At 72.9% G+C, this 22402-nt stretch carries 30 protein-coding genes and 1 pseudogene; 12 read left to right on the forward strand and 19 right to left on the reverse strand.

The window, feature by feature from the left end; genetic code table 11:
* Positions 1–214 precede the first annotated feature (214 nt).
* The 3 genes from QWJ41_RS14095 to QWJ41_RS14105 are packed head-to-tail and all read right to left on the reverse strand — an operon-like array spanning position 215 to position 1902.
* A complete protein-coding gene (locus QWJ41_RS14095; protein WP_193669879.1) occupies positions 215–511 on the reverse strand; it encodes a DUF1416 domain-containing protein in 297 nt (98 codons plus the stop codon).
* The gene (locus QWJ41_RS14100) at positions 511–1368 is read right to left on the reverse strand and encodes a sulfurtransferase (protein ID WP_302709050.1); all 858 of its coding nucleotides are present in this window, start codon (positions 1366–1368) and stop codon (positions 511–513) included. The genes QWJ41_RS14095 and QWJ41_RS14100 overlap by 1 nt, the downstream gene beginning before the upstream one ends.
* Before the next feature lie 42 nt (positions 1369–1410).
* Positions 1411–1902, reverse strand: a complete 492-nt coding sequence (locus QWJ41_RS14105; protein ID WP_302709051.1) for a DUF4395 domain-containing protein — start codon at positions 1900–1902, stop codon at positions 1411–1413.
* 312 nt (positions 1903–2214) lie between these two features.
* Here QWJ41_RS14105 and QWJ41_RS14110 point away from each other — a divergent pair, with 312 nt between their 5' ends.
* The 4 genes from QWJ41_RS14110 to QWJ41_RS14125 all read left to right on the forward strand — a co-directional run bounded on the left by QWJ41_RS14110 (position 2215) and on the right by QWJ41_RS14125 (position 5375).
* Complete coding sequence (locus QWJ41_RS14110; protein ID WP_302709052.1) at positions 2215–2529, forward strand: hypothetical protein; 315 nt, start codon at positions 2215–2217, stop codon at positions 2527–2529.
* Positions 2530–2819: 290 nt separating this feature from the next.
* Complete coding sequence (locus QWJ41_RS14115) at positions 2820–3863, forward strand: GDP-mannose 4,6-dehydratase (RefSeq protein WP_302709053.1); 1044 nt, start codon at positions 2820–2822, stop codon at positions 3861–3863.
* A 124-nt stretch (positions 3864–3987) separates the two neighbouring features.
* Positions 3988–4536, forward strand: a complete 549-nt coding sequence (locus tag QWJ41_RS14120) for a DUF6318 family protein (protein ID WP_302709054.1) — start codon at positions 3988–3990, stop codon at positions 4534–4536.
* 284 nt (positions 4537–4820) lie between these two features.
* Complete coding sequence (locus tag QWJ41_RS14125; RefSeq protein ID WP_302709055.1) at positions 4821–5375, forward strand: hypothetical protein; 555 nt, start codon at positions 4821–4823, stop codon at positions 5373–5375.
* Here the strand turns inward: QWJ41_RS14125 and QWJ41_RS14130 are convergent.
* The 4 genes and pseudogenes from QWJ41_RS14130 to QWJ41_RS14145 form a co-directional block, all read right to left on the reverse strand.
* A pseudogene (locus tag QWJ41_RS14130) lies at positions 5372–6012 on the reverse strand (helix-turn-helix domain-containing protein). The gene QWJ41_RS14125 and the pseudogene QWJ41_RS14130 overlap by 4 nt on opposite strands.
* Complete coding sequence (locus QWJ41_RS14135) at positions 6009–6347, reverse strand: MarR family winged helix-turn-helix transcriptional regulator (protein ID WP_302709056.1); 339 nt, start codon at positions 6345–6347, stop codon at positions 6009–6011. Before QWJ41_RS14135 ends, QWJ41_RS14130 begins: the two are co-directional and overlap by 4 nt.
* A 95-nt stretch (positions 6348–6442) precedes the next feature.
* The gene (locus tag QWJ41_RS14140) at positions 6443–6823 is read right to left on the reverse strand and encodes a hypothetical protein (RefSeq protein WP_302709057.1); all 381 of its coding nucleotides are present in this window, start codon (positions 6821–6823) and stop codon (positions 6443–6445) included.
* 159 nt (positions 6824–6982) lie between these two features.
* Positions 6983–7465, reverse strand: coding sequence for a TlpA family protein disulfide reductase (locus QWJ41_RS14145; protein WP_302709058.1), 483 nt, complete (start codon positions 7463–7465; stop codon positions 6983–6985).
* A gap of 161 nt (positions 7466–7626) precedes the next feature.
* On the opposite strand from QWJ41_RS14145, the gene QWJ41_RS14150 reads away from it, so the two are divergent.
* Positions 7627–7815 carry a hypothetical protein gene (locus QWJ41_RS14150; RefSeq protein WP_302709059.1) on the forward strand — a complete coding sequence of 63 codons (189 nt, stop codon included), beginning with the start codon at positions 7627–7629 and terminating at the stop codon, positions 7813–7815.
* A gap of 107 nt (positions 7816–7922) precedes the next feature.
* The gene (locus QWJ41_RS14155) at positions 7923–8084 is read left to right on the forward strand and encodes a hypothetical protein (RefSeq protein ID WP_302709060.1); all 162 of its coding nucleotides are present in this window, start codon (positions 7923–7925) and stop codon (positions 8082–8084) included.
* A 79-nt stretch (positions 8085–8163) separates the two neighbouring features.
* Here the strand turns inward: QWJ41_RS14155 and QWJ41_RS14160 are convergent, their stop codons facing one another.
* Together QWJ41_RS14160 and QWJ41_RS14165 are read right to left on the reverse strand one after the other, a co-directional pair.
* On the reverse strand, positions 8164–8457 hold the full coding sequence (locus QWJ41_RS14160; protein WP_372440057.1) for an HU family DNA-binding protein: 294 nt from the start codon (positions 8455–8457) through the stop codon (positions 8164–8166).
* Positions 8458–8546: 89 nt separating this feature from the next.
* A complete protein-coding gene (locus tag QWJ41_RS14165; RefSeq protein ID WP_302709061.1) occupies positions 8547–8828 on the reverse strand; it encodes a MerR family transcriptional regulator in 282 nt (93 codons plus the stop codon).
* Between the two features lie 173 nt (positions 8829–9001).
* Between QWJ41_RS14165 and QWJ41_RS14170 the strand changes: the two genes are divergently transcribed.
* Positions 9002–9433 (forward strand): Hsp20/alpha crystallin family protein, encoded by a 432-nt coding sequence (locus QWJ41_RS14170; RefSeq protein ID WP_302709062.1) that lies wholly within the window; start codon positions 9002–9004, stop codon positions 9431–9433.
* Between the two features lie 156 nt (positions 9434–9589).
* Positions 9590–10975: an HNH endonuclease signature motif containing protein gene (locus QWJ41_RS14175; RefSeq protein WP_302709063.1), complete on the forward strand. Its 1386-nt coding sequence runs from the start codon at positions 9590–9592 to the stop codon at positions 10973–10975.
* Positions 10976–11034: 59 nt separating this feature from the next.
* Here the strand turns inward: QWJ41_RS14175 and QWJ41_RS14180 are convergent, their stop codons facing one another.
* Both QWJ41_RS14180 and QWJ41_RS14185 read right to left on the reverse strand, forming a co-directional pair.
* Entirely contained in the window at positions 11035–11838 is an 804-nt protein-coding gene (locus QWJ41_RS14180) for a hypothetical protein (RefSeq protein WP_302709064.1), read from the reverse strand.
* Between the two features lie 177 nt (positions 11839–12015).
* Entirely contained in the window at positions 12016–12291 is a 276-nt protein-coding gene (locus tag QWJ41_RS14185) for a MoaD/ThiS family protein (RefSeq protein ID WP_193669893.1), read from the reverse strand.
* 107 nt (positions 12292–12398) lie between these two features.
* On the opposite strand from QWJ41_RS14185, the gene QWJ41_RS14190 reads away from it, so the two are divergent.
* Positions 12399–13160: a response regulator transcription factor gene (locus QWJ41_RS14190; protein WP_302709065.1), complete on the forward strand. Its 762-nt coding sequence runs from the start codon at positions 12399–12401 to the stop codon at positions 13158–13160.
* Positions 13161–13170: 10 nt separating this feature from the next.
* Positions 13171–14022 (forward strand): mycothiol synthase, encoded by an 852-nt coding sequence (mshD, locus tag QWJ41_RS14195; RefSeq protein WP_302709066.1) that lies wholly within the window; start codon positions 13171–13173, stop codon positions 14020–14022.
* On the opposite strand, the gene QWJ41_RS14200 is transcribed toward mshD, so the two are convergent.
* From QWJ41_RS14200 to QWJ41_RS14235, 8 genes are all read right to left on the reverse strand, one after another.
* Complete coding sequence (locus QWJ41_RS14200; RefSeq protein WP_302709067.1) at positions 13953–14660, reverse strand: alpha/beta fold hydrolase; 708 nt, start codon at positions 14658–14660, stop codon at positions 13953–13955. The genes mshD and QWJ41_RS14200 overlap by 70 nt on opposite strands.
* Positions 14661–14832: 172 nt before the next feature.
* A complete protein-coding gene (locus tag QWJ41_RS14205) occupies positions 14833–15129 on the reverse strand; it encodes a DUF4235 domain-containing protein (RefSeq protein ID WP_302709068.1) in 297 nt (98 codons plus the stop codon).
* A complete protein-coding gene (locus QWJ41_RS14210) occupies positions 15126–16283 on the reverse strand; it encodes a YihY/virulence factor BrkB family protein (RefSeq protein WP_302709069.1) in 1158 nt (385 codons plus the stop codon). The genes QWJ41_RS14205 and QWJ41_RS14210 overlap by 4 nt, the downstream gene beginning before the upstream one ends.
* Positions 16280–16534, reverse strand: coding sequence for a DUF3618 domain-containing protein (locus tag QWJ41_RS14215; protein ID WP_302709070.1), 255 nt, complete (start codon positions 16532–16534; stop codon positions 16280–16282). Before QWJ41_RS14215 ends, QWJ41_RS14210 begins: the two co-directional genes overlap by 4 nt.
* The gene (locus QWJ41_RS14220) at positions 16527–16961 is read right to left on the reverse strand and encodes a phage holin family protein (RefSeq protein ID WP_302709071.1); all 435 of its coding nucleotides are present in this window, start codon (positions 16959–16961) and stop codon (positions 16527–16529) included. Before QWJ41_RS14220 ends, QWJ41_RS14215 begins: the two co-directional genes overlap by 8 nt.
* 250 nt (positions 16962–17211) lie before the next feature.
* Positions 17212–18183 carry a CAF17-like 4Fe-4S cluster assembly/insertion protein YgfZ gene (gene ygfZ / locus QWJ41_RS14225; protein WP_302709072.1) on the reverse strand — a complete coding sequence of 324 codons (972 nt, stop codon included), beginning with the start codon at positions 18181–18183 and terminating at the stop codon, positions 17212–17214.
* Positions 18180–18605, reverse strand: a complete 426-nt coding sequence (locus QWJ41_RS14230) for a Fur family transcriptional regulator (RefSeq protein WP_193669901.1) — start codon at positions 18603–18605, stop codon at positions 18180–18182. Before QWJ41_RS14230 ends, ygfZ begins: the two co-directional genes overlap by 4 nt.
* A gap of 25 nt (positions 18606–18630) precedes the next feature.
* Positions 18631–19125: a heme-binding beta-barrel domain-containing protein gene (locus QWJ41_RS14235; protein WP_193669902.1), complete on the reverse strand. Its 495-nt coding sequence runs from the start codon at positions 19123–19125 to the stop codon at positions 18631–18633.
* Between the two features lie 51 nt (positions 19126–19176).
* On the opposite strand from QWJ41_RS14235, the gene QWJ41_RS14240 reads away from it, so the two are divergent.
* A complete protein-coding gene (locus tag QWJ41_RS14240; RefSeq protein ID WP_193669903.1) occupies positions 19177–19536 on the forward strand; it encodes a DsrE family protein in 360 nt (119 codons plus the stop codon).
* A 5-nt stretch (positions 19537–19541) separates the two neighbouring features.
* The gene (locus QWJ41_RS14245) at positions 19542–22391 is read left to right on the forward strand and encodes a coiled-coil domain-containing protein (RefSeq protein WP_302709073.1); all 2850 of its coding nucleotides are present in this window, start codon (positions 19542–19544) and stop codon (positions 22389–22391) included.
* Positions 22392–22402 lie beyond the last annotated feature (11 nt).

Below are 22402 nucleotides of genomic sequence, written 5' to 3' on the forward strand. Positions count from 1 at the left end.
TGCGCCCTGAGCGCACCAAAGGCCGCGCCCTGCACCAGCTCGAACAACTCGGCTACACCGTCACCCTGGAGAAAGCCAGCTAACCCCGGCCAACTGTTTATCTTCGTATCAGACGGTTGCTAGCGCGGCCTCCTCAGCCAACGGGGGTGCAGACGCAACGAACCCCCGTGCCGCTGCACGGGGGCTCGCTGGGATCCAGGGTGCCAGAGATGGCTCAGACGCTGATGGAGACCTCGGCGACCTCGCCCACCTGGGCGTGGACCTTGCGGTCCACGGGGTCGGCCTTGGGGGCCAGGGTGCGCAGGGTCCACTCGCCGTTGCCGGCGAAGAACCGGAAGTGCCCGGTCGCTGAGGTGGGGACCTCGGCGGTGAACTCGCCGGTGCGGTCGAGCAGGCGCACGTAGGCGCTGGCCACCGGCTCACCGTCGCGCAGCACCTGCCCCTGCACCACGGCCTCCTTGGCCACGTCGATGCCGTCGAGCGAGAGACCGCCCTGGGTCGCGCCGCACATCAGGCGTCCTCGGCGGTGCCGGGCTCGTCGCCGAGCGCGATCGGGACGCCCACGAGCGAGCCGTACTCGGTCCAGGAGCCGTCGTAGTTCTTCACGTTCTGGTGGCCGAGGAGCTCCTTGAGCACGAACCAGGTCAGCGACGAGCGCTCACCGATGCGGCACAGCGCGATGGTGTCCTTGGAGTCGTCGATGCCGACCTCGGCGTAGAGCGCCTTGAGGTCCTCGTCGGACTTGAAGGTGCCGTCGTCGTTGCAGTTCTTGCTCCACGGCACGTTGAGGCTGGTCGGCACGTGGCCGGCGCGCTGGGCCTGCTCCTGCGGCAGGTGGGCCGGGGCGAGCAGGCGGCCGGCGTACTCGTCGGGGCTGCGCACGTCGATCAGGTTCTGGGTGCCGATCGCGGCGACGGTGTCGTCGCGGAAGGCGCGGATCGAGCGGTCCTGCTCGGTCGCGGTGTACGACGTCTTCTCGCGGCTGGGCACCTCGTCGGTGAGCGGGCGCGAGTCGAGCTCCCACTTCTTGCGGCCGCCGTCCATCAGCTTGACGTCGGCGTGGCCGTAGAGCGTGAAGTACCAGTAGGCGTAGGCGGCGAACCAGTTGTTGTTGCCGCCGTAGAGCACCACGGTGTCGTCGTTGGCGACGCCGCGCTCGCTGAGCAGCTCCTCGAACTGGCGCTTGTTGACGAAGTCGCGACGCACCTGGTCCTGCAGGTCGGTGGTCCAGTCGAGCTTGATCGCGCCGGCGATGTGGCCCTTGTCGTAGGCGGTGGTGTCCTCGTCGACCTCGATGAGGACGACGTTGTCGTCGTGGGCGTGCTCCTCCACCCACTGGGTGGTGACGAGGCTGGTCTCGCGGGTCATAGAAAGGCCTTTCGTTGACGTGCAGGGAAGTGTGTGAAGGTCTCAGGAGGTGGCGCGCCTGATCAGCAGGTACATCTCGCAGCCGAGGCAGAACCGGAAGACGGCGTTGAGGGTGGCGGCGACCAGCGCGAAGCCGATCGCGACCTGGGCCAGGACGGTGAGGCCGGCGGCGTACCCGGCGATCGCGACCAGGGTGAAGACCAGGCCGACGCTCTGCGCGAAGCGCGGCGGGGCCGGGTCCTCGAGCTCGTGGGGAGCGGCGAGCCGGGGGCGGATGAACCGCTTGAAGGCCCACGAGTGCGGGGTGTGCTGCACGCCGCGGGCGGCGCCGAGCGCGAAGAGCGAGGCCTGGGCGATGGTCAGCACCAGCGCCGCGACCGGCGGCAGGCCGAGGATCGCGATCAGCACCAGGGCGGTGACGCCGGCGGCGAACTGCGGGCCGCGGGGGTCGATGCCGGCCCGCGCCGGAGCGTGGCCCGTGGCGTGGGGCTGGGTGACGGGCGCGGAGGTGCGCTCGGTGGTCGTGCTCGACATGTCTCTCCTGAGGATGGCGTCGCCGGAACGGCTGGAACCGCGGCCCTGCGGGTCGCGGTCGACGGCGCTGCGCGTGCTCAGACGAGGAGCAGGAGGAAAGGCAGCGCCGTCACGACATCCGACACAGGCTCGAGCGCATGCGGCAGTGGTCGACTGCGCGCCGCTTCGTGAGCCAAGTCGTGATCATGTGGGTGACAATACGATCCGCACCTCGGGTATTCCGCATCACGTCTCACCAGTCGGACACGCGTCTTGCATGATGAGAAAGGTTACCGGCGCGTCACTTCTCCAGCGAAAGGTCGTTGGCCTGACATGACCCGATACACCGGACGTCGCATCGTCAGCCTGTTCCCGGGCCTGGACCAGACCCTGCAGGACGCCCTGCTCGCCGCTATCGAGCACGTGCTCATCGAGGCGGAGGCGGAGCGCATCTGGATCGAGGAGTCCCCCACCCACGACCTGCGGGTGCACGCGCAGCTGCCGCCCGTCGACGCGGCGCCGGCACCCGTGGTGCCGATCGGGGCCGCTCCGTCGGCCCTGACGATCCGGTCGTCGGTGTCAGTGGACCCGAGCACGGCGGACAAGCTGTCCCCGCGGGACTGCCCCGACACGGAGTCGGTGGAGTAGCCGGCGCTGGTGCAGCTCGCCCGAGCAGCCGCACTCGTCGCCGCCGTAGTAGGACCACGGGTCGTCGACCAGCACGTGGCAGCAGCGCTGCGACCACACCAGCGGCTCCAGCACCCGCTGCACCGGCCCCAGGCAGGAGTGACCGCACTGGGGACAGGTCGTCGCGGGCGCTCGGTGCAGCAGGCTCATCTGCCCAGGACACACCCGGTGGGCGTCGCGTGGGCGCGGTGCCGGCGTACGTCACCAGGATCGGGGACGCGCGAAAGGCGCGACGCTAGGGTCGTCGCACCATGAGCACCCGACCCGCCGGCCGCACGCGCACCGCCCTCGTGACCGGCGTGGCCGGCCAGGACGGGGTCTACCTGGCCCGGCACCTGCGCTCGCTGGGCTACCACGTGGTCGGCACGCTGCGCCCGGGCAGCCGGTGGGCGCCGCTGACGCTGGGGCGCGCCTACGCCTACCTCGACGGCGTGCAGCTGGTCGACCTCGACCAGCGCGACCACGAGGGCTGGGCGGCGGTGCTCGAGGGGCTGCAGCCCGACGAGATCTACAACCTCGCCGGCTTCTCGTCGGTGGGGGCGTCGTGGGGGCACGCCGAGGTGGTCGCCGAGACCAACGGGCTCGCGGTGCTGCGGATGCTCGAGGAGCTCGTCGCCTTCCGCGACCGGCACGGCTGGTCGCCGCGGTTCTTCCAGCCCTCGAGCTCGGAGATGTTCGGGACCTCCGACCAGCAGCCCCAGACCGAGGGCACCCCCCACCACCCGCGCTCGCCGTACGCCGCCTCGAAGTCGTTCGCCCACCACCTGGTCGTCAACTACCGCGAGTCCTACGGGCTGTTCACCGCCACCGGCACGCTCTACAACCACGAGAGCCCGCTGCGCGGCGAGCAGTTCGTGACCCGCAAGATCACCCGCTCGGTCGCCGAGATCGCGCTCGGGCGGCGCGACGAGGTGGTGCTGGGCAACCTCGACGTACGCCGCGACTGGGGGTTCGCCGGCGACTACGCCGTCGCGATGCAGCGGATGCTGCAGCTCGACGACCCGCAGGACTTCATCGTCGCCACCGGCACCTCCCGGCCCCTGGCCGAGGTGGTGGAGGTGGCCTTCGCCGCCGCGGGGCTCGGCTCGCCCGAGGGCTACCTGCGCCAGGACCCGGCGCTGATGCGCCCCGCCGACGTCGCCGACCTCGTGGGCGACCCGACCAAGGCGCGCGAGCAGCTCGGCTGGACGCCCAGCGTCTCGTTCGAGCAGGTCATCGAGCACATGGTGCGCGTCGACGTGACCCGGCTCGAGCGGGGCGTCGAGGACGCGGCCGACTACCTCTCGCCCGCCTGATCTGCGGTCGCTGCGGGGCTTGTCCACAGGCGCCAGGTGAGACCTGGCGCCGAACTGGGTAGGTCTCTACCGTGAATCGCGCCCACCCCGCTCCCGTGGGCGCCCTCTCGGGAAAGCAGAACAGATGAGACGACACCTCGCGTACGCCGCCGGCGCGGCCGTGCTCGCCCTGGCCGGTTGCGGTGGGGACGACCCCACGCCCCAGGTCGCCGACCCGACTCCCACCGCGACCGTCTCGGCCTCGCCGAGTGCGAGTGCGGCGGTGGAGAAGGAGGCGTGGGAGAAGAAGACCGATGACGGTGCGGTTGCGTTTGTCGAGCACTGGCTCGAGGTCTTCAACGAGATGCAGGTGACCGGCGAGCGGTCGGACCTCCGTGCAATCAGCAGCGGTGAGTGCCAGTCCTGCGCAAACATCTTCGAGAAGTCCAAAGAGATATACGGGGCAGGCGGCTCTATCCAAACCAAGGGATGGAGCGTGGATCAGATTGGCATCTCGCCTGGCCTTGAGGACGACGAGCGGCAAGTCGCTGTTCGAGTTCGACAGGCGCCACAGACCGTGATGAGTGCCGATGGAGAGAAAACCAAGTTCCCGGGTGGGCCTTTAACTGTCACCGCTACCGTTGCCTGGTCGGGCAACGAGTGGACGATGCAAGAACTGGCCCTGCAGTCATGAGGTTCGCCATGGTCCTGTTCATCGTCGCCTCCTCGCTGTTCCCTAGCGCTCCAGCGACGGCTGCGGACGGTTGCGCAAGTGAAACCCAAGCAGCTTCCGGCGTGTTCACCACCAGCCTCGTTTGCGCATCCGAGACGGGGGTCGAATCTGAGGACATCCAGTCCGCTAGCAGTAGCGGCGCTACGTACTCACTCCAACCCGTTTGTATGCACAGTGACGGCATCACTGACTCGACGGCGTTTGGTTGCGGCGCGAACCAAGTGGCGTGTGGCCAAGACGGGCTGATGTACCACGTGAACCTGCATCAAGGCGGCAACGTCACGAACCTAGGCCAACAGTGCATCGAGCCCGGCGACCCCGTCGCCGCAGCAACCGCACCCGTCCTGACCCCGGGCCGCATCCTCGAGGCCTTCCGCCGCATCCCCCTGCCGGAGGCACCCCTGGAGGTGCAGCCGCCGGGCGGGGAGACGCTGGTCAACTTCGACACGATCCTGCACACCCAGGCCGAGCCGTTCACCGAGACCGTCCAGCTGCTCGGGCGACAGGTCACCTTCGACATCAGCCCGGCCAGCTTCACCTGGAGCCTCGGCAACGGCGAGACCATGACCACCACCGACCCCGGGCGCCCGTGGGCGCGCGGCGTGCCGATGGACCAATACGTCTCGCACCGCTACACCGAGGCCGGCCCCGTCACCCTCGCCCTCACCACCACGTGGGGCGCACGGTGGCGGCTGGGCAACGGGCCGTGGCGCGACGTCGACGGCACGGTCACCATGACCAGCCCCGCGCAGGACCTCCAGGTCCGCACCGCCCAGCCGCAGCTGGTCTCCTACGACTAGCTGCAAGAGGGCTGGACGATGGTGACGCCGCCCCGAAGGCGAGATGCTGGGGGCCGTCCATCGGCTCCGCTGTGCGGGCGGTGGTAGCTGTAGTCGATGTTTCAGACAGCGATCGCCGAAGAGCGGGCGTCCTCGCTCTTGAGCTGGCGGGCGTAGAGCAATGGCTCGGCCAGGATTCGATGGTGGCGCTCAACCTTTCCGTTGTGGCGCGGGTCTACGGCTTCGTCTTCTGATCTCATGAGCGTCGGCCGACGATCCGGGCGGAGTCACCGGAGCGGTAGCAGGTCCGTTGTCGGTGACGAAGCTTGCAGGTGGCGGGTGACGGTTCGGCGGTTGATGCCGACGCCGAACTCGGCGGGCTCACCGGTGATGCGATCGGCGGACCACTTGTGCTCGCGTCGCCAGGACTCGATCTTTTCGATGACCCAGGCTGGTGTGGCCTTCGGGCTACGGTGCGGGCTCGATGAGCGATCGCGCAGTCCAGCATCGCTGTGACGCCGTCAGCTATTGACCCACTTCGACGCACAAGCCGCGAGATTCCCACCCCGGCGGCCGCGTGGGCGATGGGGCGCGCCTTGCAGCGCTCGACCAACCGGCGGCGTCCCTCCGTGCTGAGCGAGGCGTTGACGTGGCTCACGCGTCCATCGCGTAGGAGCGCTCGACCAGGTCGGTCATTGCCTGCTGGAAGTCGCGGCGCTCTTTGTCGCTCCAGCCCCTGGTCAGCTCAACGAGCACTTCCTCCTGCCAACGATGCGCCTGGTCCAGCATTAACCGGCCCGCAGAGGTGAGCGATGCTTCGCGTCGTCGACCATCGGCCGTGGACGCCGCCATGACCAGATACCCAGCTGCCGTGGCGCTCTTGATCAACCGTGACGCGCCGCTCTGGTCGATCCCGATCTCGTGCGCGATCGCGTTCACCGTTGCCGGGGTCGCGCGAAGACTGATCGCATGGGCGGCCTCGCAGACGAGCACGAGCCGTCCCTGCTCGCCGCCCGTGTCCGCTGCGACAACTCGGCGCGACCAGTACCTGACGAAGTGGAACAGGACCTGTCCCGGGCCAGGGCCTGTCATTCGGTTGCCGCCATCTCGCGGCAGATGTAGGCCAGCTCGAGAGCGGCCTTGAGGTCCGGCAGCCTGAGAGCAGCCGTGACCTTCCCACCGGCAGCGCGGAAGACCGTCGCCACCCGCGTGGATTCCGTGCTCTCGGGCCAGGTCGCGTCCTCCTCGACCACCATCAGTCGCTCGCTGACTGGGTGCCAGGACCGAGGAACCAGCTTGATCCCCGAGCGCTCCACCCACTCGGCGAACTGCGCAGGGGCGATCGGGCCCGCCCCCTTCGGCCCGAGCACCACAACCGGATCGCCGACCGCCCGCGCAGATCGCTGTAGGTCGCCGGCATTGACGCTCGCGTGCCACTCGTTGATCGCTTCTTCAAGGTTGGACTGCATGATCCAATCATATGCGATCCGCATATATATGTTCGGGGCGTGTGTGACATCAGCCTCCTGCCCCGCAACAACCAATCTCCCTGGGCGGTGCGTCAGCAACCGGACCCAGCAGCCAAAACTGTTGCCAGCTCACCGCTGGCCCAGGTCCAGCCCCGCGAGTCAGTCCCCGACGACCGAGCCGAGGGTCGCCAGCACGGTCTCCTTGCGCGGAGCCCCCGCGGCGCGGGTGGCCTCGCGGCCTGACGCGTCGAGGACCAGGGTGGTGGGGGTGCGCAGCACGTCGAGGCGGCGTACGAGGTCGAGGTGGTGCTCGGCGTCGACCTCGAGGTGCACCACGCCCGGCACCAGCTCGACCACCTCGCTCAGCGTCCGGCGCGTCGCGCGGCAGGGCGCGCAGAACGCCGAGGAGAACTGCACGAAGGTCGCCCGCTCCCCCAGCTGCGCGTCGGGCACGGCCGCGACGACGTCGTCCCAGACGGTCCGCTCGGCCACGGCCGGCTCCGCGGCCGCTGCGCCAGCGCCACCGGCAGCACCACGCACCTCGTGGGTGCCGCGGAACCGCCCGTCCGTCAGGGCGCGGTAGGCGCCGAAGGCGAGAGCGATCACGACGGCCGCGAGGGCGATCCACAGTCCGGTAGGCACGTCCGCGTCAACAGCGCGTCACGGCCGCACATTCCACCTCGCGCCCGCACCGACCAGGGCCACGCCCACCGAGGTCTGGACCACCGCCGGATTTTTACATCCGCCGACGGTTCAAGCGACGAACTACCGGGCATCAGGGCAAGAAGACCTTGGAGGGCGACATGGACCTGCTGATCGCGACGACGCTCGTCGTCTGCCTGTGGTGCCTGGCGCCCCTGCCGCTGGCCGTCGCCATCGGACGCGCCTTCCGCGACGGCCACAAGCTCGACGTCCACCAGATCGAGGCGGCCGTCGCCACCCTCGGGCGACCCGGGAGTGACAGGACGCACTTCCAGTCCGACTCCTGCTGAGGCATGATGGTCTAGTCCACCGCGGATTCTCTGCCATCCCCCTGACACGCCGGCACAGCAACCGCACAGTGGATCACCAGGCCGTTCCCCACCCCCCAGGGAGACCCGTGCTGACCACCCTCACCCTCATCGCGCTCGCGCTCGTCGCGTGGGCGGCCCTCTCGCTCGTCGCCGGCATCGTCGTCGGCTCGCTGCTGCGCCGTGGCCAGCCGCCCGCCGACGTACGCCGCCACCCGGCGCCCCCGCGCCTGGTGCAGTCCGCCGCCTGAGCGAGACACACCCACCAACGACCGAGGGCCGGGCTCCGCGTGAAGCGGAGCCCGGCCCTCGTTGGCGTCAGTGGCTGGATCAGCCGGAGACGGCCTTCTTGAACGCGGCCGCGGCCTTGAAGCCGGGGACGGTCGTCGCGGCGATCTGCATGGTCTCGCCGGTCTGCGGGTTGCGACCCTCGCGAGCCGAACGCTCACGGGGCTCGAAGGTGCCGAAACCGGCGATGCTCACGCGCTCACCCTTGGCCACAGCCGAGACGATCGCCGACAGCGCGGCGTCGACGGCACGCTCGGCGTCGGCACCGGTCAGCCCGGTCTCCTTGGCCACGGTCTCGCGAAGCTCTCCCTTGTTCATGCAGTTCTCCTTCATCATGTTGCTCGTCGTGGGGTCCGTCGTTCACCGCACCCTAACCAGCAAACCCCCCGAAACCGCGACCTGGCGGGCCTTTCTCCCGGTTTTTCTCAGTCTCGGCGCCTCGAGGCGAGCTGTGAGCGCAGCCGACGCACCTCCGCCTCGAGCTCCAGCACCCGCGCCACGCCCGCCAGGTTGAGGCCGTCGGCGAGCAGCTCGCGGATGCGGTGCAGCACCTCGATGTCGGCCTCGCTGTAGAGCCGGTTGCCGCCCTCGGTGCGGTCGGGGTTGAGCAGCCCGCGCCGCTCGTAGACGCGCAGGTTCTGCACCTCCATGCGCACCATCTGCGCCGCCACCGAGATCGCGAACACCCCCTGGGCTCGCACCGCCATCGCCGCCACCTCCGTCTCGGCCGAATCTCAGAGAATTCTCAGCCCCGCCACTTGAGTCTGACCTACTGGATGGATTACAACAAACCTGTAACCACGAATATAGGTACGGCGGGCTTACGCAGACCGTCTGGACCATCCGACCGACCACCATCCGAACTCAAGGAGGACACCCCATGTTGCTGCGATCCACCGACCCCTTCCGCGACTTCGACCGCCTGACCCAGCAGCTGCTGGGGACGACGAACCGCCCGGCCGTCATGCCGATGGACGCCTGGCGCGAGGGCGAGCAGTTCGTCATCGAGCTCGACGTGCCGGGCGTCAACCGCGAGAGCATCGACCTCGACGTCGAGCGCAACGTGCTGACCGTGCGCGCCGAGCGCGTCGCCCGGAACGGCGACTGGGAGCGGTTGGCCTCCGAGCGACCCACCGGCGTCTTCAGCCGCCAGCTGGTCCTCGGCGACAACCTCGACCTCGACCGCATCGAGGCGACGTACGACGCCGGCGTGCTGCGCCTGGTCGTGCCGGTCGCCGAGAAGGCGAAGCCGCGCAAGATCGAGATCGGATCCACCTCTCCCGAGCGCGAGACCAGCGCCATCGAGAGCTGAGCCCGACCCCTGCACACCGCGAACGGCCGCCCCGCTCGGGGCGGCCGTTGGCGCGTCTCCAGCCGCGATGCACGGCGTCGCGACAGGTGCGAGAAGTTCTCCACAGATTGTCGAACTGGTGTTCCCATCCGGTCCTTGCCTTGAGAGAATGAACCCATGACGGTCCAGGCACTCCCCACCCCCACCGCGGCCCCCGCGGTGAGCGAGGCGAGCGCCCACCTGGCCCGGGCCCACGAGGTCGCGCTCGACCGGGTGCACCGCGACGAGCTCGGCCAGCTGCTCACCACACTGGCGACCCTGGAGTCCCAGACCGAGGCGCTGCGCCTCAAGGTCCTCGCCGAGGCCGAACGCCGCCAGGTCGCCGCCGACGAGGCCGCCACCGGCACCGACGCCTGGGCCGCCGCACTGACCGGCACCACCCGCGAGATCAACGCCGGCGGACTCCACCTCGCCCAGCTCCTCAAGACCAAGTACCACCACACACGTGAGGCCTACGCCGCCGGGCAGCTGCGCGCCGACCAGGTCCGCGTCATCGTCCGCGCCGCCGAGCAGGCACCCCTCGAGACAACGGTCGAGCAGCTCGCGGCCGCCGAGGAGGTCCTGGTCAACAAGGCCACCGGCATCGGCACCAGGTCAGGTCGAGCCATGAACGCCAAACGGCTGCGGCAAGCCGCCCGACGGATGCTCGACATCGTCGACCGCGACCTGGCCGACAAGCACGAAGCGATCATGCTCGGGCGCGAGTCCCGCCGCGCCAAGCACGAGACCTACCTGGCGCTGCACGACAACGGCGACGGCACCTACTCCGGCAAGTTCACCATCCCCGAGCTGCACGGCTCCCTGCTCCGCACCGCGCTGGAGACCCTGTCGGCACCCCGGCGGCTCAACAAGACCAAGACCAGCCCCGAGGGCGAGACCATCTCCGGCTACGACGAGTCCGCGCCCACCGGCCCCGGCCACGGCCTGTCCGGCTGGGAAATCGCAGGCAACGCCCTGTGCGAGCTCATCGAGCACCTGCCCACCGACGGCTGGAACGGCGCCAACGCCCTCACACTGCTGGTCACCATGACCGCCGAGGACCTCACCCACGACCTCACCCAAGCCGGGAAGCTCGACCCCGCCGACTGGCCCGACTGGCACGGCCCCGACGAGACCGGCACCGCCAAGCTCGACACCGGCATCCGCACCGCCGCCGGCGACCTGCGCCGCCTGGCCTGCGAGGCAGGACTCGTCCCCGCCGTCCTCAACACCACGTCAGTCCCCCTCGACCTCGGCAGGACTCGGAGGCTCCATAGCCACCACCAACGAAAAGCCCTCGCGCTCGTCCACGACACGTGTGCGATCGGGACCTGCGAAAGACCGTTCGCCTGGTCCGAGATCCACCACCTGACCCCCTGGTCACACCACGGCGACACCGACCTCGACGCCATCCCCCTGTGCTCCTGGCACCACCACCGCGCCCACGACCCCCGATGGCACCTCACCCAACACCCCCTCCGCGGCTGGGAGCTGCGCGCACGCGAGCGACGCAGGAGGTCCTGACGCGCCGCACGGCCGCCCCACCAGGGGACGGCCGTGCGTCGGTCACGCCAGGTGGCGCCTCAGGCAGCGCGGGGCAGGCCCGGGAGACCCGGCAGACCCGGCAGCTCGGGCAGGCCCGGGAGGCCGCCGCCCAGCAGGTCGCAGACCTGCTGCGGGAGCCCGGCGTCGCAGAGGGGCTGCAGGGGGCTGTCGCCACCACCCTCACCGGGGCCGCCGGGCAGGCCGGGCAGGCCCGGCAGGCCCGGGATACCGGGCAGGTCACCACCGGACGCGGCGTCGCAGATCTGCTGCGGGAGCCCGGCGTCGCACAGGGGCTGCAGCGGGCTGTCGCCACCGGGGCCCGCGGGACCGGTCGCGGCGTCGCAGAGCGCCTGGGGCAGGCCGGCGTCGCACAGAGCCTGGATCGGGCTGGCGCTGCCGTCACCTGCGCCCCCGCCGGGCAGGCTGGGGAAGGCGTCGCAGACGGCCTGCGGCACACCGGCGTCGCACAGCGCCTGGATCGGACTGGCGGCGGGCTCCTCCGTGCCGGGCTCCTCGGTGCCCGGTTCGGCCTGGCACGCGGCCAGGGCGGCGGATGCGCGTGCCTGCTTGCGCTCGGCACGCACCAGCTGCTTCTGCGCCCGCTCGACCTTGGCCGGACGGTCCGCCCGCTCCAGCTTGCGCTCCTTCTTGGCCACCTTGCGCTCGGCGGCCCGCACGTCGCGACGCTCCTGCGCGCAGTCCGCATCCTCGGCCGCGGTCGCCGAGACGGACGACTGGGCGGACGACTGGGCGGACGAGGCGCCGGCGGCCGACGCGGTGAAGCCGAGCACGAGCGCCAACGACGCCCCCAGCGCGACCAGGACCTTGATCATCTGCTGCATGAGACCCTCCTTCGAGCCGCGGCGGTCGCGGGCTCACCAGCCCAACGAGCACCGCCGGGCGTGGTGACGCAGATCACGTCGCATACCGTCCTGGGTTTGCGCACCGCCTCTGACCTGGAGCGATGCCGACGCGAAGGTCTAGACCGTCCGAGGCCGGCCCCGCTGGGTCCGCGTCGCTCAGCCGCCGGCGAAGGGCGGCAGGAACTCCACGGTCGCACCCGGCTCGACCCGCACCGAGCCCGGATCCTGGCTGCCCACCGGCTGCTCGCCGATCAGCGTCGAGCAGACCGCGAGCACCCGCTCGAGGTCGGTGCCGGGGTGCAGCGCGACCGCGCGGCGTACGACGTCGGCGAGCGTCAGCGCGCCGTCGACCTCGAGCCGGTCGGAGCCGGTCCCGGCCGCGTGCTTGGCCCCGGCCCAGTAGTGCACGTGCACCACGTCTGTCTCGTCCACGATCGGTTCCTCCTGCGCCCGGTGCTGCCTTGGGTAGTATTCAACCCGGATCACCGACCGGAGCCCAACGATGCGTTCTGGTCCCCCGCACACCGGAGGGACCCACCGTGAGCACGATTCTCCTCCTGACCAGCGCCCTGCAGCCCTCGGCCGAGGTGCTCCCCGGGCTCGCCCTGCTGGGCCACCAGGTCCGGGTGCTGCCGCCCGAGGGCAGCGCGCTCCTCGAGGCGCCCGACGCCGACCTGCTGCTCGTCGACGGCCGCCAGGACCTCGCGCACGCCCGCGACCTGTGCCGCCTCATCCGCACCACCGGCAGCGACCAGCCGGTGCTGCTGGTGGTCACCGAGGGCGGGCTGGCCGTGGTCAGCCACGACTGGGGCATGGACGACGTGGTGCTGCACACCTGCGGCCCAGCCGAGCTCGAGGCCCGCATCAAGCTCGGCATCGGCCGCCTGGCCGCGCGCCGCGACGCCGACGACCCCGAGAGCCACCTGATCCGCTCCGGCGAGGTCACCGTCGACGAGACGACCTACACCGCGCGCATCGGCAAGCGCCCCCTCGACCTGACCTTCAAGGAGTTCGAGCTCCTCAAGCACCTGGCCCAGCACCCCGGGCGGGTCTTCAACCGCCAGCAGCTGCTGCAGGAGGTCTGGGGCTACGACTACTTCGGCGGCACCCGCACCGTCGACGTGCACGTGCGCCGCCTGCGCGCCAAGCTCGGCGTCGAGCACGAGACGCTCATCGGCACCGTGCGCAACGTCGGCTACCGCTTCGTGGTGCCGGCCAAGGACGCCCGCGCCGAGGCCGACGCGCGTGCCGTCACCGAGCCATCGAGGGAAGCCGGGGTCACCGAGCCGGCCTCTGGCTAGGCTCGGGGGAATGGACTCCCTCCACGACGCCCGCCAGATCGAACGGGTCGCGGCCCTCTCGGAGGCCGCCGACGGCACCGCTCCGCTCGACGAGGCCACCTTGATGGCGCTGCGCCACCCCGACCGGTTCCGGTCGTGGGTCGAGGGCGACGCCGTCGCCGTGCTCGTCGACGGACAGATCTCCCTCGTCGTCGCCCCCGAGGCCCGCGGCCACGGCCTGGGCGCCAAGCTGCTCGAGCGGCTGATCGGCGAGGTCGGCCCCCAGGTCGCCCTCGAGGCCTGGTCGCACGCCGACCACCCCGCCGCCCGCCGCCTCGCCGAGCGCACCGGCTTCGAGCGCGCCCGCGAGCTGTGGGTGATGCGCCGGCGTACGTCGACCCCGCTGCCGCGCCTCGAGCCGCCCCCGGGCGTGCGGCTGCGCTCCTACACCGACGCCGACGCCGACGCGGTGCTGCGCCTCAACGCCGCCGCCTTCGCCGCCCACCCCGAGCAGGGCGCGATGGACGCCGAGAACCTCGCCGAGCGGATGGCCGAGCAGTGGTTCGACCCCGCCGGGCTGATCCTCGCCGTCGACACCTCCGAGGGCGCCGAGGGCCGTCTGCTGGCCTTCCACTGGACCAAGCGGCACACCCACGACCTCGGCGAGGTGTACGTCGTCGGGGTCGACCCCGACGCGCAGGGCGCCGGCCTGGGCCGGCTGGTCACCCTCGCCGGCCTGCACCACCTGGCCGACCTGCAGGTCAACGAGGTGATCCTCTACGTCGAGTCCGACAACGCCGCGGCGATCCGGGTCTACCGCGACAAGCTGGGCTTCACGCACGCCTCGGAGGACACCCACGTGATGTACCGACGCCCGTCCTGAGGCCGCGGGGTCGCCGCGAGCTCGGCGACCGCGCCGTGCACCAGGTCGATGACCAGGTCGGGGTGCTCGGTGACCGGCTCGTCGCCGACGCCGGGCAGGCGCAGCCACCGCGCCCCCGGCACCTCGACGCTCGAGGACGCCGCGCCCGGGTCGGAACGCTCCCCGGCGGCCGCCCACACCGGCACCGTGAGCAGGCGCAGCCGCTCCACCACGGCCCGGGCGGTGTGCTCGTCGGGGGCCAGCAGCACCAGGCCGGCCACGGCCTCGGGACGGGCCAGCGCCATCTCGACGGCCAGCGGGGCCGCGTCGCCCTCGGCGACCACCAGCAGCGCGCGCCGCTCGGTGGCGCGCAGCGAGTCGACGACGTACGCCGCGTCGGCGCCCTCGCTCACACCGGGCAGGTCGGCCAGGCCGGCCAGATCGGGGGCCAGCAGGCGCACGCTCCACGAGCCCAGCGCCAGCGTCGGCGCCCACACCTGGGCGTCCGCTCCGCGATGGTGCAGCAGCACGACCGGCGCGCCCTGCTCGTCCCCGGCCTCGTGCAGAGGCACCGCGGCACCGGGGGCGACCGCGTCGTGCGGGGTCACCCGTTCGCGACGGGTGGGGGTGGTGGACGGGTCGTCGGTGGGCGGGTGCAAGCGGGTGGCTTCCGGGCGGGCACGAGGCGACGAGCACCTCGCGGACGGTCGTGGGCGTGCGGCGGCAGGAGGCAGCCTATGGCCGCCGGCGGCCAGCACCCAGACGCTTTACCCCACGTTTAACGCAAGGTTTACGCGCGCCCGCCGGCACCCTCGCCGGCCGGGCGGAGGGTCAGTCGCCGGGCCACTCCCCCGTGGCCCGCTGGAAGGCCCGGGCCCCGCCGCGGTCGACGGCGGCCTTGACCACCGCGAAGACGGCACCCTGCAGGGCCGCCGCGGCCAGCACCTCCTTCATCGAGTACTCCGACTCCAGCGCCCTGGGGGCGTCGGCGCCGTCACCGGCGCTGACCCGCTTCCAGACCTGCTTGAAGACCTGGCCGGCCACCACGCCGGCGACGATCGAGCTGGTGATGCCGACCGGCCGGTAGAGGATCCGGGCCGACGTGCTGGTGCGTTCCTCGCGCCTCATCGTGTCTCCCTCGTGCTCGTCGCTGTGCCCGTCGCTGTGGTCGTGCCCGGTGCTTTTGGGTCGGGGTCGACCCCCGCACCCGTGCCCGGGCCGACCTCGTCGGGGTCGTCCTCGTGGCCGTGGCTCTCGCGCAGCGCGCGCCCGATCGCCACGTCCTCCTCGTGCTTCTCCTCGGCCTTCTCGATGTTGCGGGTGTCGCGCGGCGGCAGCTGCAGCTGGTCCTCGGCCGGCAGCCCGGCCTGCAGCTCACGGCCGCGCTCGAGCTCGGAGTCGAGCTCGGCGCCGAAGAGCAGCGCCAGGTTGGTCAGCCACACCCACAGTAGGAAGACGATGACGCCGGCCAGCGAGCCGTAGGTCTTGTCGTAGCTGGAGAAGTTGGCGACGTAGAAGCCGAACGCCGCCGACGCCAGCGCCCAGACCAGGATGGCCAGCGCGGCACCGACCGAGATCCAGCGGAACTTCGGCTGCTCCACGTTGGGGGTGGAGTAGAAGAGGATCGCCACCATCAGCACCACCGCGACCAGCAGCACCGGCCACTTGGCGATGCTCCACACCAGCACGGCCGTGTCACCGACGCCGATCGCCGACCCGACGGCCTCCGCGGCGGGCCCGGTGACCACCAGCGCGGTCAGCACGGCGGCCGCCAGCACCACCTCGACCAGGGTCACCAGCAGCATCACCGGGCGCAGCTTCCAGATCGGACGGCCCTCGCCGACCTCGTGGATGCGGTTCATCGCCCGCCCGAACGAGGTGACGTAGCCGCTGGCCGACCACAGCGCGGCCAGCAGGCCCACGACGAGCGCGAGGCCCGCCCCGGTGCTCTGGCTCAGGTCGAGCAGCGTGGGCTCGAGGGTGTCGGCGACCGAGCCGGCGCCGACGTCACGCAGGATGCCCAGGATGGTGCGCGCCGACTCCTGGCCCTGGCCCAGCAGGCCCACCAGGCTCAGCAGCGCCAGCAGGCCGGGGAAGAGCGCCAGCACCGCGTAGTAGGTCAGCGCCGCGGCCAGGTCGGTGCACTGGTCCTTGCCGAACTCGCGTCCGGTCTTGCGCAGCACGTACTTCCACGACGGGCCGGTCAGGTCGTCGGGCGAGTCCGGCTTGGCGTCGTGGTCGGGATCGACCGGGCGCTCGGCCTGGCGGGTGTCGTCGCTCACCCGCGCCGCCGCCACGCCACGACGCCGACCACCAGCACCAGCGCGCCGATGCCGCCGGCCAGCAGCGCGGTGCCGTGCTGCTCGCGCACCGACTGCGCGCGGTGCGAGACGCGGCCCTTCACGTCGGTCTTGGCGCCCAGCGCCTCGACGGTCTCGCCGAGACGCTGGCGGGCGGCCTCGATCTCGGCCTCGATCTGCTCCGGAGTCTGGTCCTGGGAGCCCTCGCGGGGGTCCTGCTGCGGCTCAGCCATGGCGGCGGGCCTCCTTCACGGTCTCGACGTCGCGCTGCACGTTGGTCTGGGTGGCCGAGACCGGCGGGGTGGCCTGGTCGACCTGCTTCTTGCCCACGAGGCCCAGCAGCGCGGCCGCGGCCAGCAGCACGCCGGCCACCACGAGTGCCGCGGCCCAGGCGGGCAGCACCAGGTCGAGGGCCAGCACGGCGGCGGCCACCAGCGTGCCCAGCGCGAACCAGACCAGCGTGCCCGCGCCACCGAGGAGCCCGACGCCGATCCCGGCGTGCTTGACGCTCTGCTGGATCTCGGCCTTCGCCAGCCGCAGCTCGGCGCTGACCAGCTCGGAGGTCTGCTGCGAGAGCCGAGACATCAGCTGCGGCGTGGACAGCGTGTCGACGTCGACCTCGCCGTGGGGCGGGTCGGGGTGGGTGCCTGGAGTGCTCATGACTCCACGCTGCCCACCGCGCGACGGGGCCACGCCCTCCCCAGGGGTGAGAGCTGTCTGGACCGCGCGGTCGACCATGCTGCGCGGTCCCGGCGGGTGCGCTTGACTTTGCAGTGGTCATCGCCGTCTCGGGCCGACTCGAGAAGAGGTGCTTCCCGTCGTGTTCCGCAAGCTCCGCCGCACGATCCGCTGCCGTCGCAAGTACGGGCGCCGCTGCCCGCACATCGAGCAGCACTCGCGCTGAGGCCGCTCAGCGCAGCTTGGGCCGCACGTGCAGCCCGACCTCCGGGTCGACCACGACCTCCTGGGCCGCGGGCATCGAGTCGACCTCGAGGGTCGCCTCCAGCGGCACGTTGCGCTTGACCATCGCCAGGGCGATCGGGCCCAGCTCGTGGTGGCGCGCCGAGCTGCCGACGAAGCCGACGACCTTCTCGCCGTGGAGCAGCTCGGCACCCTGCTCGGGCAGCCGGTTCTCGGTGCCGTCGAGGTGCAGCAGCGTCAGCCGCCGCGGCGGGCGGCCCAGGGTGTGCACCCGCGCCACGGTCTCCTGGCCGCGGTAGCAGCCCTTGTCGAGGTGCACCGCCGGGCCGACCCAGCCGGCCTCGTTGGGGATGGTGCGCGCGTCGGTGTCGACCAGGTGGCGCGGCTCGCCGCGGGCGATGCGCAGCGCCTCGAAGGCCCACATCCCGCAGGCCGGCCCCGCGGCGGCGGCGTACGTCGCCAGCTGGTCGCGGGGCACCAGCTCGTACGTCGTGCCGCTCGACGAGGCGCGCCAGGTCACCGCGACGGTGTCGGTGACGTCGGAGAGCTCGACGCGGGTCATGAACTTCATCCGCTCGAGGAACCCCAGCAGCGCCGCGGCCGCGCCGGGCTCGGTGTGGGCCACGAACGCCTCGCCGTCGTCGTACCCGCTGAAGGCGTGCTCGACGTGGCCCTGCGGGGAGAGCACCAGCGCGTCGGTCCACACCCGCGGGGCGAGGTCGAGGAAGAACTGGGTGGTCAGCGAGTGCAGCCAGGTCAGCCGGTCGGGGCCCTCGATGCGCAGCACGTCGCGGTGGGAGAGGTCGACGAAGCCCTCCCCCGACTCGAGCGTGCGCTGCTCGGCGTTGAAGGAGCCGTAGTGGGCGGCCACCGGGGCGTCGACGCCGTTGCCGGCGACGGCGCCGGGGAGGTCGAGCAGGGGGCTGGGCTGGCTGGGCTGGCTGGGAGGGGTGGTGGTCATGGGTTCTCCTCTCGTGCGCACTCGGCGCAGGTGCCGAAGACGGTCAGGTGACCGATGTCGGCGGTGAAGCCGTGCTCGTCGGCGAGGCGTCCGGTCAGCACCGAGGCGGCCTCGGCGCCGACCGAGACCACCCCCCGGCAGCTGCGGCACACCAGGTGGAAGTGCTCGTGGTCGGTGACGGAGTGGTAGGTCGGTGCCCGGTCGGAGAGGTGCGCGTGGCGCACCAGCCCGAGCTCCTCGAGCACCTCGAGGTTGCGGTAGACGGTGGAGACGTTGACCGCCGAGGAGTGCTGGCGCACCTCGGCCAGCACCTCGTCGGGCGTGGCGTGGCCCAGCGACTCGACCGCGCGCAGCACCAGCTCGCGCTGGGGCGTGAGCCGGTAGCCGCGCCCGGCCAGGCGCCGGCGCAGGTCGTCGGTCATCGCCCGGCCTGTCGCATCGCGGACCTCAGGACCTCTTGAGCCGTGCCCACAGGTGCGGCTGCAGCTCCTTGCCCTCGGCCTCCATGTCGTAGGCGTAGAGCAGGTCGCCCTCGACGTTGCCGTAGAGCCGGTGGCCGCCGGTGACCTCGCGGGCGGTCTCGGTGAAGGCCACGCCGGCGGTGCGCAGCTCGATCTTGCCGTCCTCGGCGTTGCCGTACCAGATCTCGGAGATGCCGGTGTTGTGCGCCAGCACCATCTCGACCTTGCCGACCTCGGGGCAGCGCAGGAAGCCGGTCTCCTGGGCGGCGTCGCGGACCTTCTCGCCGTTCTCGTCGACGACCCACGAGCGGGAGAAGTAGTGCAGGAACGGGCGGCCGTCCTGCTGGAAGACCAGCTCCTGCTGGTAGTCGTAGGGCTCGATCCCGGGGTAGTCGCCCTTGCCGCTGCCGGTCCAGGTGCCGAGCAGCCAGACGAGGGGGCCACAGTGGGGATGCAGGTTGGGCGGGAGTTCGATCGGCACGTCTCCACCATAGGCCCGACCCCGGCGCAGGGCCTTGTCTAGGCTGCGCCCATGCGTCCCCTCGTCATCAAGGTCACCTGCGCCGCCGGCGACCCCGAGCGCTCCAACCAGGCCTTCACCGTGGCGGCCTCCGCGGCCGCGGCCGGCGCCGACGTCTCGCTGTGGCTGACCGGTGACGCGGCGTCGTACGCCGTCGCGGGCGGGGGGCCCGACCTCGGGCTCGAGCACGCCACCCCCGTCGCGCAGCTGCTCGAGGTGGTGCTGGCCAGCGGCCGGGTGACGGTGTGCACCCAGTGCGCGGCGCGCCGCGGCATCACCGAGGCCGACCTCGCGCCGGGGCTGCGGATGGCCGGGGCGGCGCTCTTCGCCGAGGAGGTCCTCGGCGACCAGGTGCAGGCGCTGGTGTACTGACCCCGATGAGCACTCCCGGTCAGCCCCCCACCGAGCCGCGCCGCTGGCTGCGCCGCTCCGCCTCGCCGTCCCCCACCAGCGCGGCCGGTGATGCCGGTGCTGCCGCGCCGCCGCCGTCGGTGGAGGAGCTGCAGGAGCGGATCGCCAGCCAGACCGCGGCCGCCGAGCGGGCCGCGTCGCTGCGGCACTCCGCCGAGCTGGCCGCCGCCGAGCAGGCCGCCGAGCGGATCGCCGCCGAGGAGCTGGCCCAGCAGGCCGTCGAGGCGCGCGCCGAGGCCGACCGGGCCGCCGCCGAGCTCGCCGCCGCCGCGCAGGAGGCGTACGCCGCCCGCTCGGCCGCCGAGGAGGCCGCTCGCGTGGCCGCCGAGGCACGGGCCGCGGCCGAGACGTCGATCCAGGAGCGCGCCCAGGAGTCGGCGCAGGCCCGCGAGGCCGCCGAGCAGGCCGCGGAGGAGGCGCTGCGGCGCGAGGCGGAGGCCACCCGCCGCGCCGAGGAGCAGGCCGAGCAGCGCGCCGCCGCCGAGGAGGCCGCCCGGGTGGCCGCCGACGCGCGCGCCGAGGCCGACGAGGCCGCCCGCGCCCAGGCCGAGGCCGCCACCGCCGCCCACGAGGCCCGCACTGCCGCCGAGCAGGCCGCCACCGCCGCCGCGACGGCCGCCGAGGACGCCCTCACCGCCCGCCGCCAGGCCGAGGAGGTCGCCACCGCCCACGGCGAAGCCGCCACCCAGGCCCACTCCGACCGAGAGAACGCCGAGCACACCGCCCGCGAGGCCGAGGCCCGCGCCCAGACCGCCGCCGAGGCCCGCACCACCGCCGAGGACGCCGCCGCCGAGCAGGCAGCCGCCCGCGAGGAGGCCGACCGCGTCGCCGCCGAGCACGCCCGCGCCCGCGCCGAGGCCGACCAGGCCGCCCGCGCCCAGGCCGAGGCCGCCACCGCCGCCCACGAGGCCCGCACTGCCGCCGAGCAGGCCGCCACCGCCGCCGCGACGGCCGCCGAGGACGCCCTCACCGCCCGCCGCCAGGCCGAGGAGGTCGCCACCGCCCACGGCGAAGCCGCCACCCAGGCCCACTCCGACCGAGAGAACGCCGAGCACACCGCCCGCGAGGCCGAGGCCCGCGCCCAGACCGCCGCCGAGGCCCGCACCACCGCCGAGGACGCCGCCGCCGAGCAGGCAGCCGCCCGCGAGGAGGCCGACCGCGTCGCCGCCGAGCACGCCCGCGCCCGCACCGAGGCCGACCAGGCCGCCGCCCAGCAGGCCCACCTCGCCGAGCAGGCCCACGAGGCCCGCCAGGCCGCCGAGCAGGCCGCCCGCGACCGCGCCGAGGAGACCGAGCAGGCCCGCGCCGCGCGGCTCGAGGCCGAGGAGGCCGGCCGGGTGCAGGCCGGGCTGGCCGACGAGGCGCTGGCCGCGCGCGAGCAGGCCGAGGCCGTCGCCCGCACCGCCCACGAGGCGGCCGAGACCGCGCACCGGGCCCGCGCCGAGGCCGACGCCCGCGCGCAGGAGCAGGGCGAGGCCGCGGCCGCCGCCCACCGGGCGCGCGCCGAGGCCGACGCCGCCGCCGAGCAGTCCGCCGCCGCCCGGCAGGCCGCCGAGGAGACCGCCGCCGAGCACGCCCGGCTGGCCGAGCAGGCCCACACCGCCCGCGAGGGCGCCGAGCAGGCCGCCACCGACGCGGCGGTGCGGCTCAGCGAGTCCGTCGCCCTGGCCGACGCCGCCCACCAGGCCGCCGCCGCCCGGGGTCGCGACGCCGAGGCCGCCGGCAGCGCCCTCGAGGCCGCGCGCGCCGACGCCGCCGCCGAGGCCCGGGCCGCGCAGGAGGCCCACGAGGCCCGCGCGGGCGCCGACACCGCCGCCACCGAGCACGCCCGGCTCGCCGCCGAGGCCCACGAGGCCCGACTCGCCGCCGAGCAGGCCGCGACCGTGGCCGCCGAGGCCCGCGCCGTCGCGGAGACCGACGCCCAGCGCCACGCCCAGATGGCCGCCGAGGCGGTGCGCGAGCGCGAGGCCGCCGAGCAGCGCACCAGCGAGGTCCTCGAGCAGATGGGCGCCGCCGCCCGCGACCACCACCAGGCGCTGAGCCAGGCACAGACGGCCCGCGAGGACGCCGAGCGGGCTGCCGCCGAGGCCGTCGCCGCCCGCGCCGAGGCCGAGCAGGCCGCGGCCGACCGGGCCGTCGACCGCCAGGCCGTCGAGGCCTCCGTGCGCCACCACGCCGAGCTGGTCGAGGTCGCGATGGCCGAACGGCTCGAGGCCGAGCAGCGCGCCGCCGCGCTCGCCGACGAGCTGGCCCAGGCCCGTCAGCAGGGCGGTCGAGCAGGTGGCTCAGGCGGCTCAGGCGGCTCGGCGGGCGGCGGACGGGGCCTGCAGGGCCTGCTGGGCAGCCCCGACGGGCCCGCCGACGGCGTACGCCCGACCGGTCGCGACCCGCACCCGCCCGCCGCCCACCCGCGCACCCGCAGCCGGGTGGTCGGCGCCGTCGCCGGCGCCCTGGCGCTGCTCGCGGTGCTCGTCGGCGTCGGGGTCGGCCTCGCCGAGGGCTTCACGGCACCGTTGGCGCTGGGCGCCCTGCTGGTCGGGGTGCTGCTGGGCACGGTCGCGGCGCGCTCGCTGCGCGCCTCGGGCCACGCCACCATCGCCGACGACGGGATGGTCGACATCGTCGACGCCGACGGCCACCACCGCTTCAGCGCCGCCAACCCCGGCACCACCATCGAGGTGGTCGGCGAGGTCGGCGACCGCGAGTGGCGGGTGCTCTTCCACCGCAAGACGCTGCCGCCGGTCGCCGTCGACGCGACCATGGTCGACCCCGAGGAGTTCCTGCGCGGGCTGCGCGCCTGGCGCCCCGAGCTCTGACCCGGCCCTGG

The organism is Nocardioides cremeus, assembly GCF_030518195.1.
In the GTDB taxonomy this organism is placed as follows: domain Bacteria; phylum Actinomycetota; class Actinomycetes; order Propionibacteriales; family Nocardioidaceae; genus Nocardioides; species Nocardioides cremeus.

What these genes read in the sequence shown, in the direction of transcription:
- QWJ41_RS14095 (WP_193669879.1), bottom strand. Translation starts at nt 511, where the DNA reads ATGTGCGGCGCGACCCAGGGCGGTCTCTCGCTCGACGGCATCGACGTG.
- QWJ41_RS14100 (WP_302709050.1), bottom strand. Translation starts at nt 1,368, where the DNA reads ATGACCCGCGAGACCAGCCTCGTCACCACCCAGTGGGTGGAGGAGCAC.
- QWJ41_RS14105 (WP_302709051.1), bottom strand. Translation starts at nt 1,902, where the DNA reads ATGTCGAGCACGACCACCGAGCGCACCTCCGCGCCCGTCACCCAGCCC.
- QWJ41_RS14110 (WP_302709052.1), top strand. Translation starts at nt 2,215, where the DNA reads ATGACCCGATACACCGGACGTCGCATCGTCAGCCTGTTCCCGGGCCTG.
- QWJ41_RS14115 (WP_302709053.1), top strand. Translation starts at nt 2,820, where the DNA reads ATGAGCACCCGACCCGCCGGCCGCACGCGCACCGCCCTCGTGACCGGC.
- QWJ41_RS14120 (WP_302709054.1), top strand. Translation starts at nt 3,988, where the DNA reads ATGAGACGACACCTCGCGTACGCCGCCGGCGCGGCCGTGCTCGCCCTG.
- QWJ41_RS14125 (WP_302709055.1), top strand. Translation starts at nt 4,821, where the DNA reads ATGTACCACGTGAACCTGCATCAAGGCGGCAACGTCACGAACCTAGGC.
- QWJ41_RS14140 (WP_302709057.1), bottom strand. Translation starts at nt 6,823, where the DNA reads ATGCAGTCCAACCTTGAAGAAGCGATCAACGAGTGGCACGCGAGCGTC.
- QWJ41_RS14150 (WP_302709059.1), top strand. Translation starts at nt 7,627, where the DNA reads ATGGACCTGCTGATCGCGACGACGCTCGTCGTCTGCCTGTGGTGCCTG.
- QWJ41_RS14160 (WP_372440057.1), bottom strand. Translation starts at nt 8,457, where the DNA reads ATGATGAAGGAGAACTGCATGAACAAGGGAGAGCTTCGCGAGACCGTG.
- QWJ41_RS14165 (WP_302709061.1), bottom strand. Translation starts at nt 8,828, where the DNA reads ATGGCGGTGCGAGCCCAGGGGGTGTTCGCGATCTCGGTGGCGGCGCAG.
- QWJ41_RS14170 (WP_302709062.1), top strand. Translation starts at nt 9,002, where the DNA reads ATGTTGCTGCGATCCACCGACCCCTTCCGCGACTTCGACCGCCTGACC.
- QWJ41_RS14175 (WP_302709063.1), top strand. Translation starts at nt 9,590, where the DNA reads ATGACGGTCCAGGCACTCCCCACCCCCACCGCGGCCCCCGCGGTGAGC.
- QWJ41_RS14180 (WP_302709064.1), bottom strand. Translation starts at nt 11,838, where the DNA reads ATGCAGCAGATGATCAAGGTCCTGGTCGCGCTGGGGGCGTCGTTGGCG.
- mshD (WP_302709066.1), top strand. Translation starts at nt 13,171, where the DNA reads ATGGACTCCCTCCACGACGCCCGCCAGATCGAACGGGTCGCGGCCCTC.
- QWJ41_RS14205 (WP_302709068.1), bottom strand. Translation starts at nt 15,129, where the DNA reads ATGAGGCGCGAGGAACGCACCAGCACGTCGGCCCGGATCCTCTACCGG.
- QWJ41_RS14215 (WP_302709070.1), bottom strand. Translation starts at nt 16,534, where the DNA reads ATGGCTGAGCCGCAGCAGGACCCCCGCGAGGGCTCCCAGGACCAGACT.
- QWJ41_RS14220 (WP_302709071.1), bottom strand. Translation starts at nt 16,961, where the DNA reads ATGAGCACTCCAGGCACCCACCCCGACCCGCCCCACGGCGAGGTCGAC.
- ygfZ (WP_302709072.1), bottom strand. Translation starts at nt 18,183, where the DNA reads ATGACCACCACCCCTCCCAGCCAGCCCAGCCAGCCCAGCCCCCTGCTC.
- QWJ41_RS14230 (WP_193669901.1), bottom strand. Translation starts at nt 18,605, where the DNA reads ATGACCGACGACCTGCGCCGGCGCCTGGCCGGGCGCGGCTACCGGCTC.
- QWJ41_RS14240 (WP_193669903.1), top strand. Translation starts at nt 19,177, where the DNA reads ATGCGTCCCCTCGTCATCAAGGTCACCTGCGCCGCCGGCGACCCCGAG.
- QWJ41_RS14245 (WP_302709073.1), top strand. Translation starts at nt 19,542, where the DNA reads ATGAGCACTCCCGGTCAGCCCCCCACCGAGCCGCGCCGCTGGCTGCGC.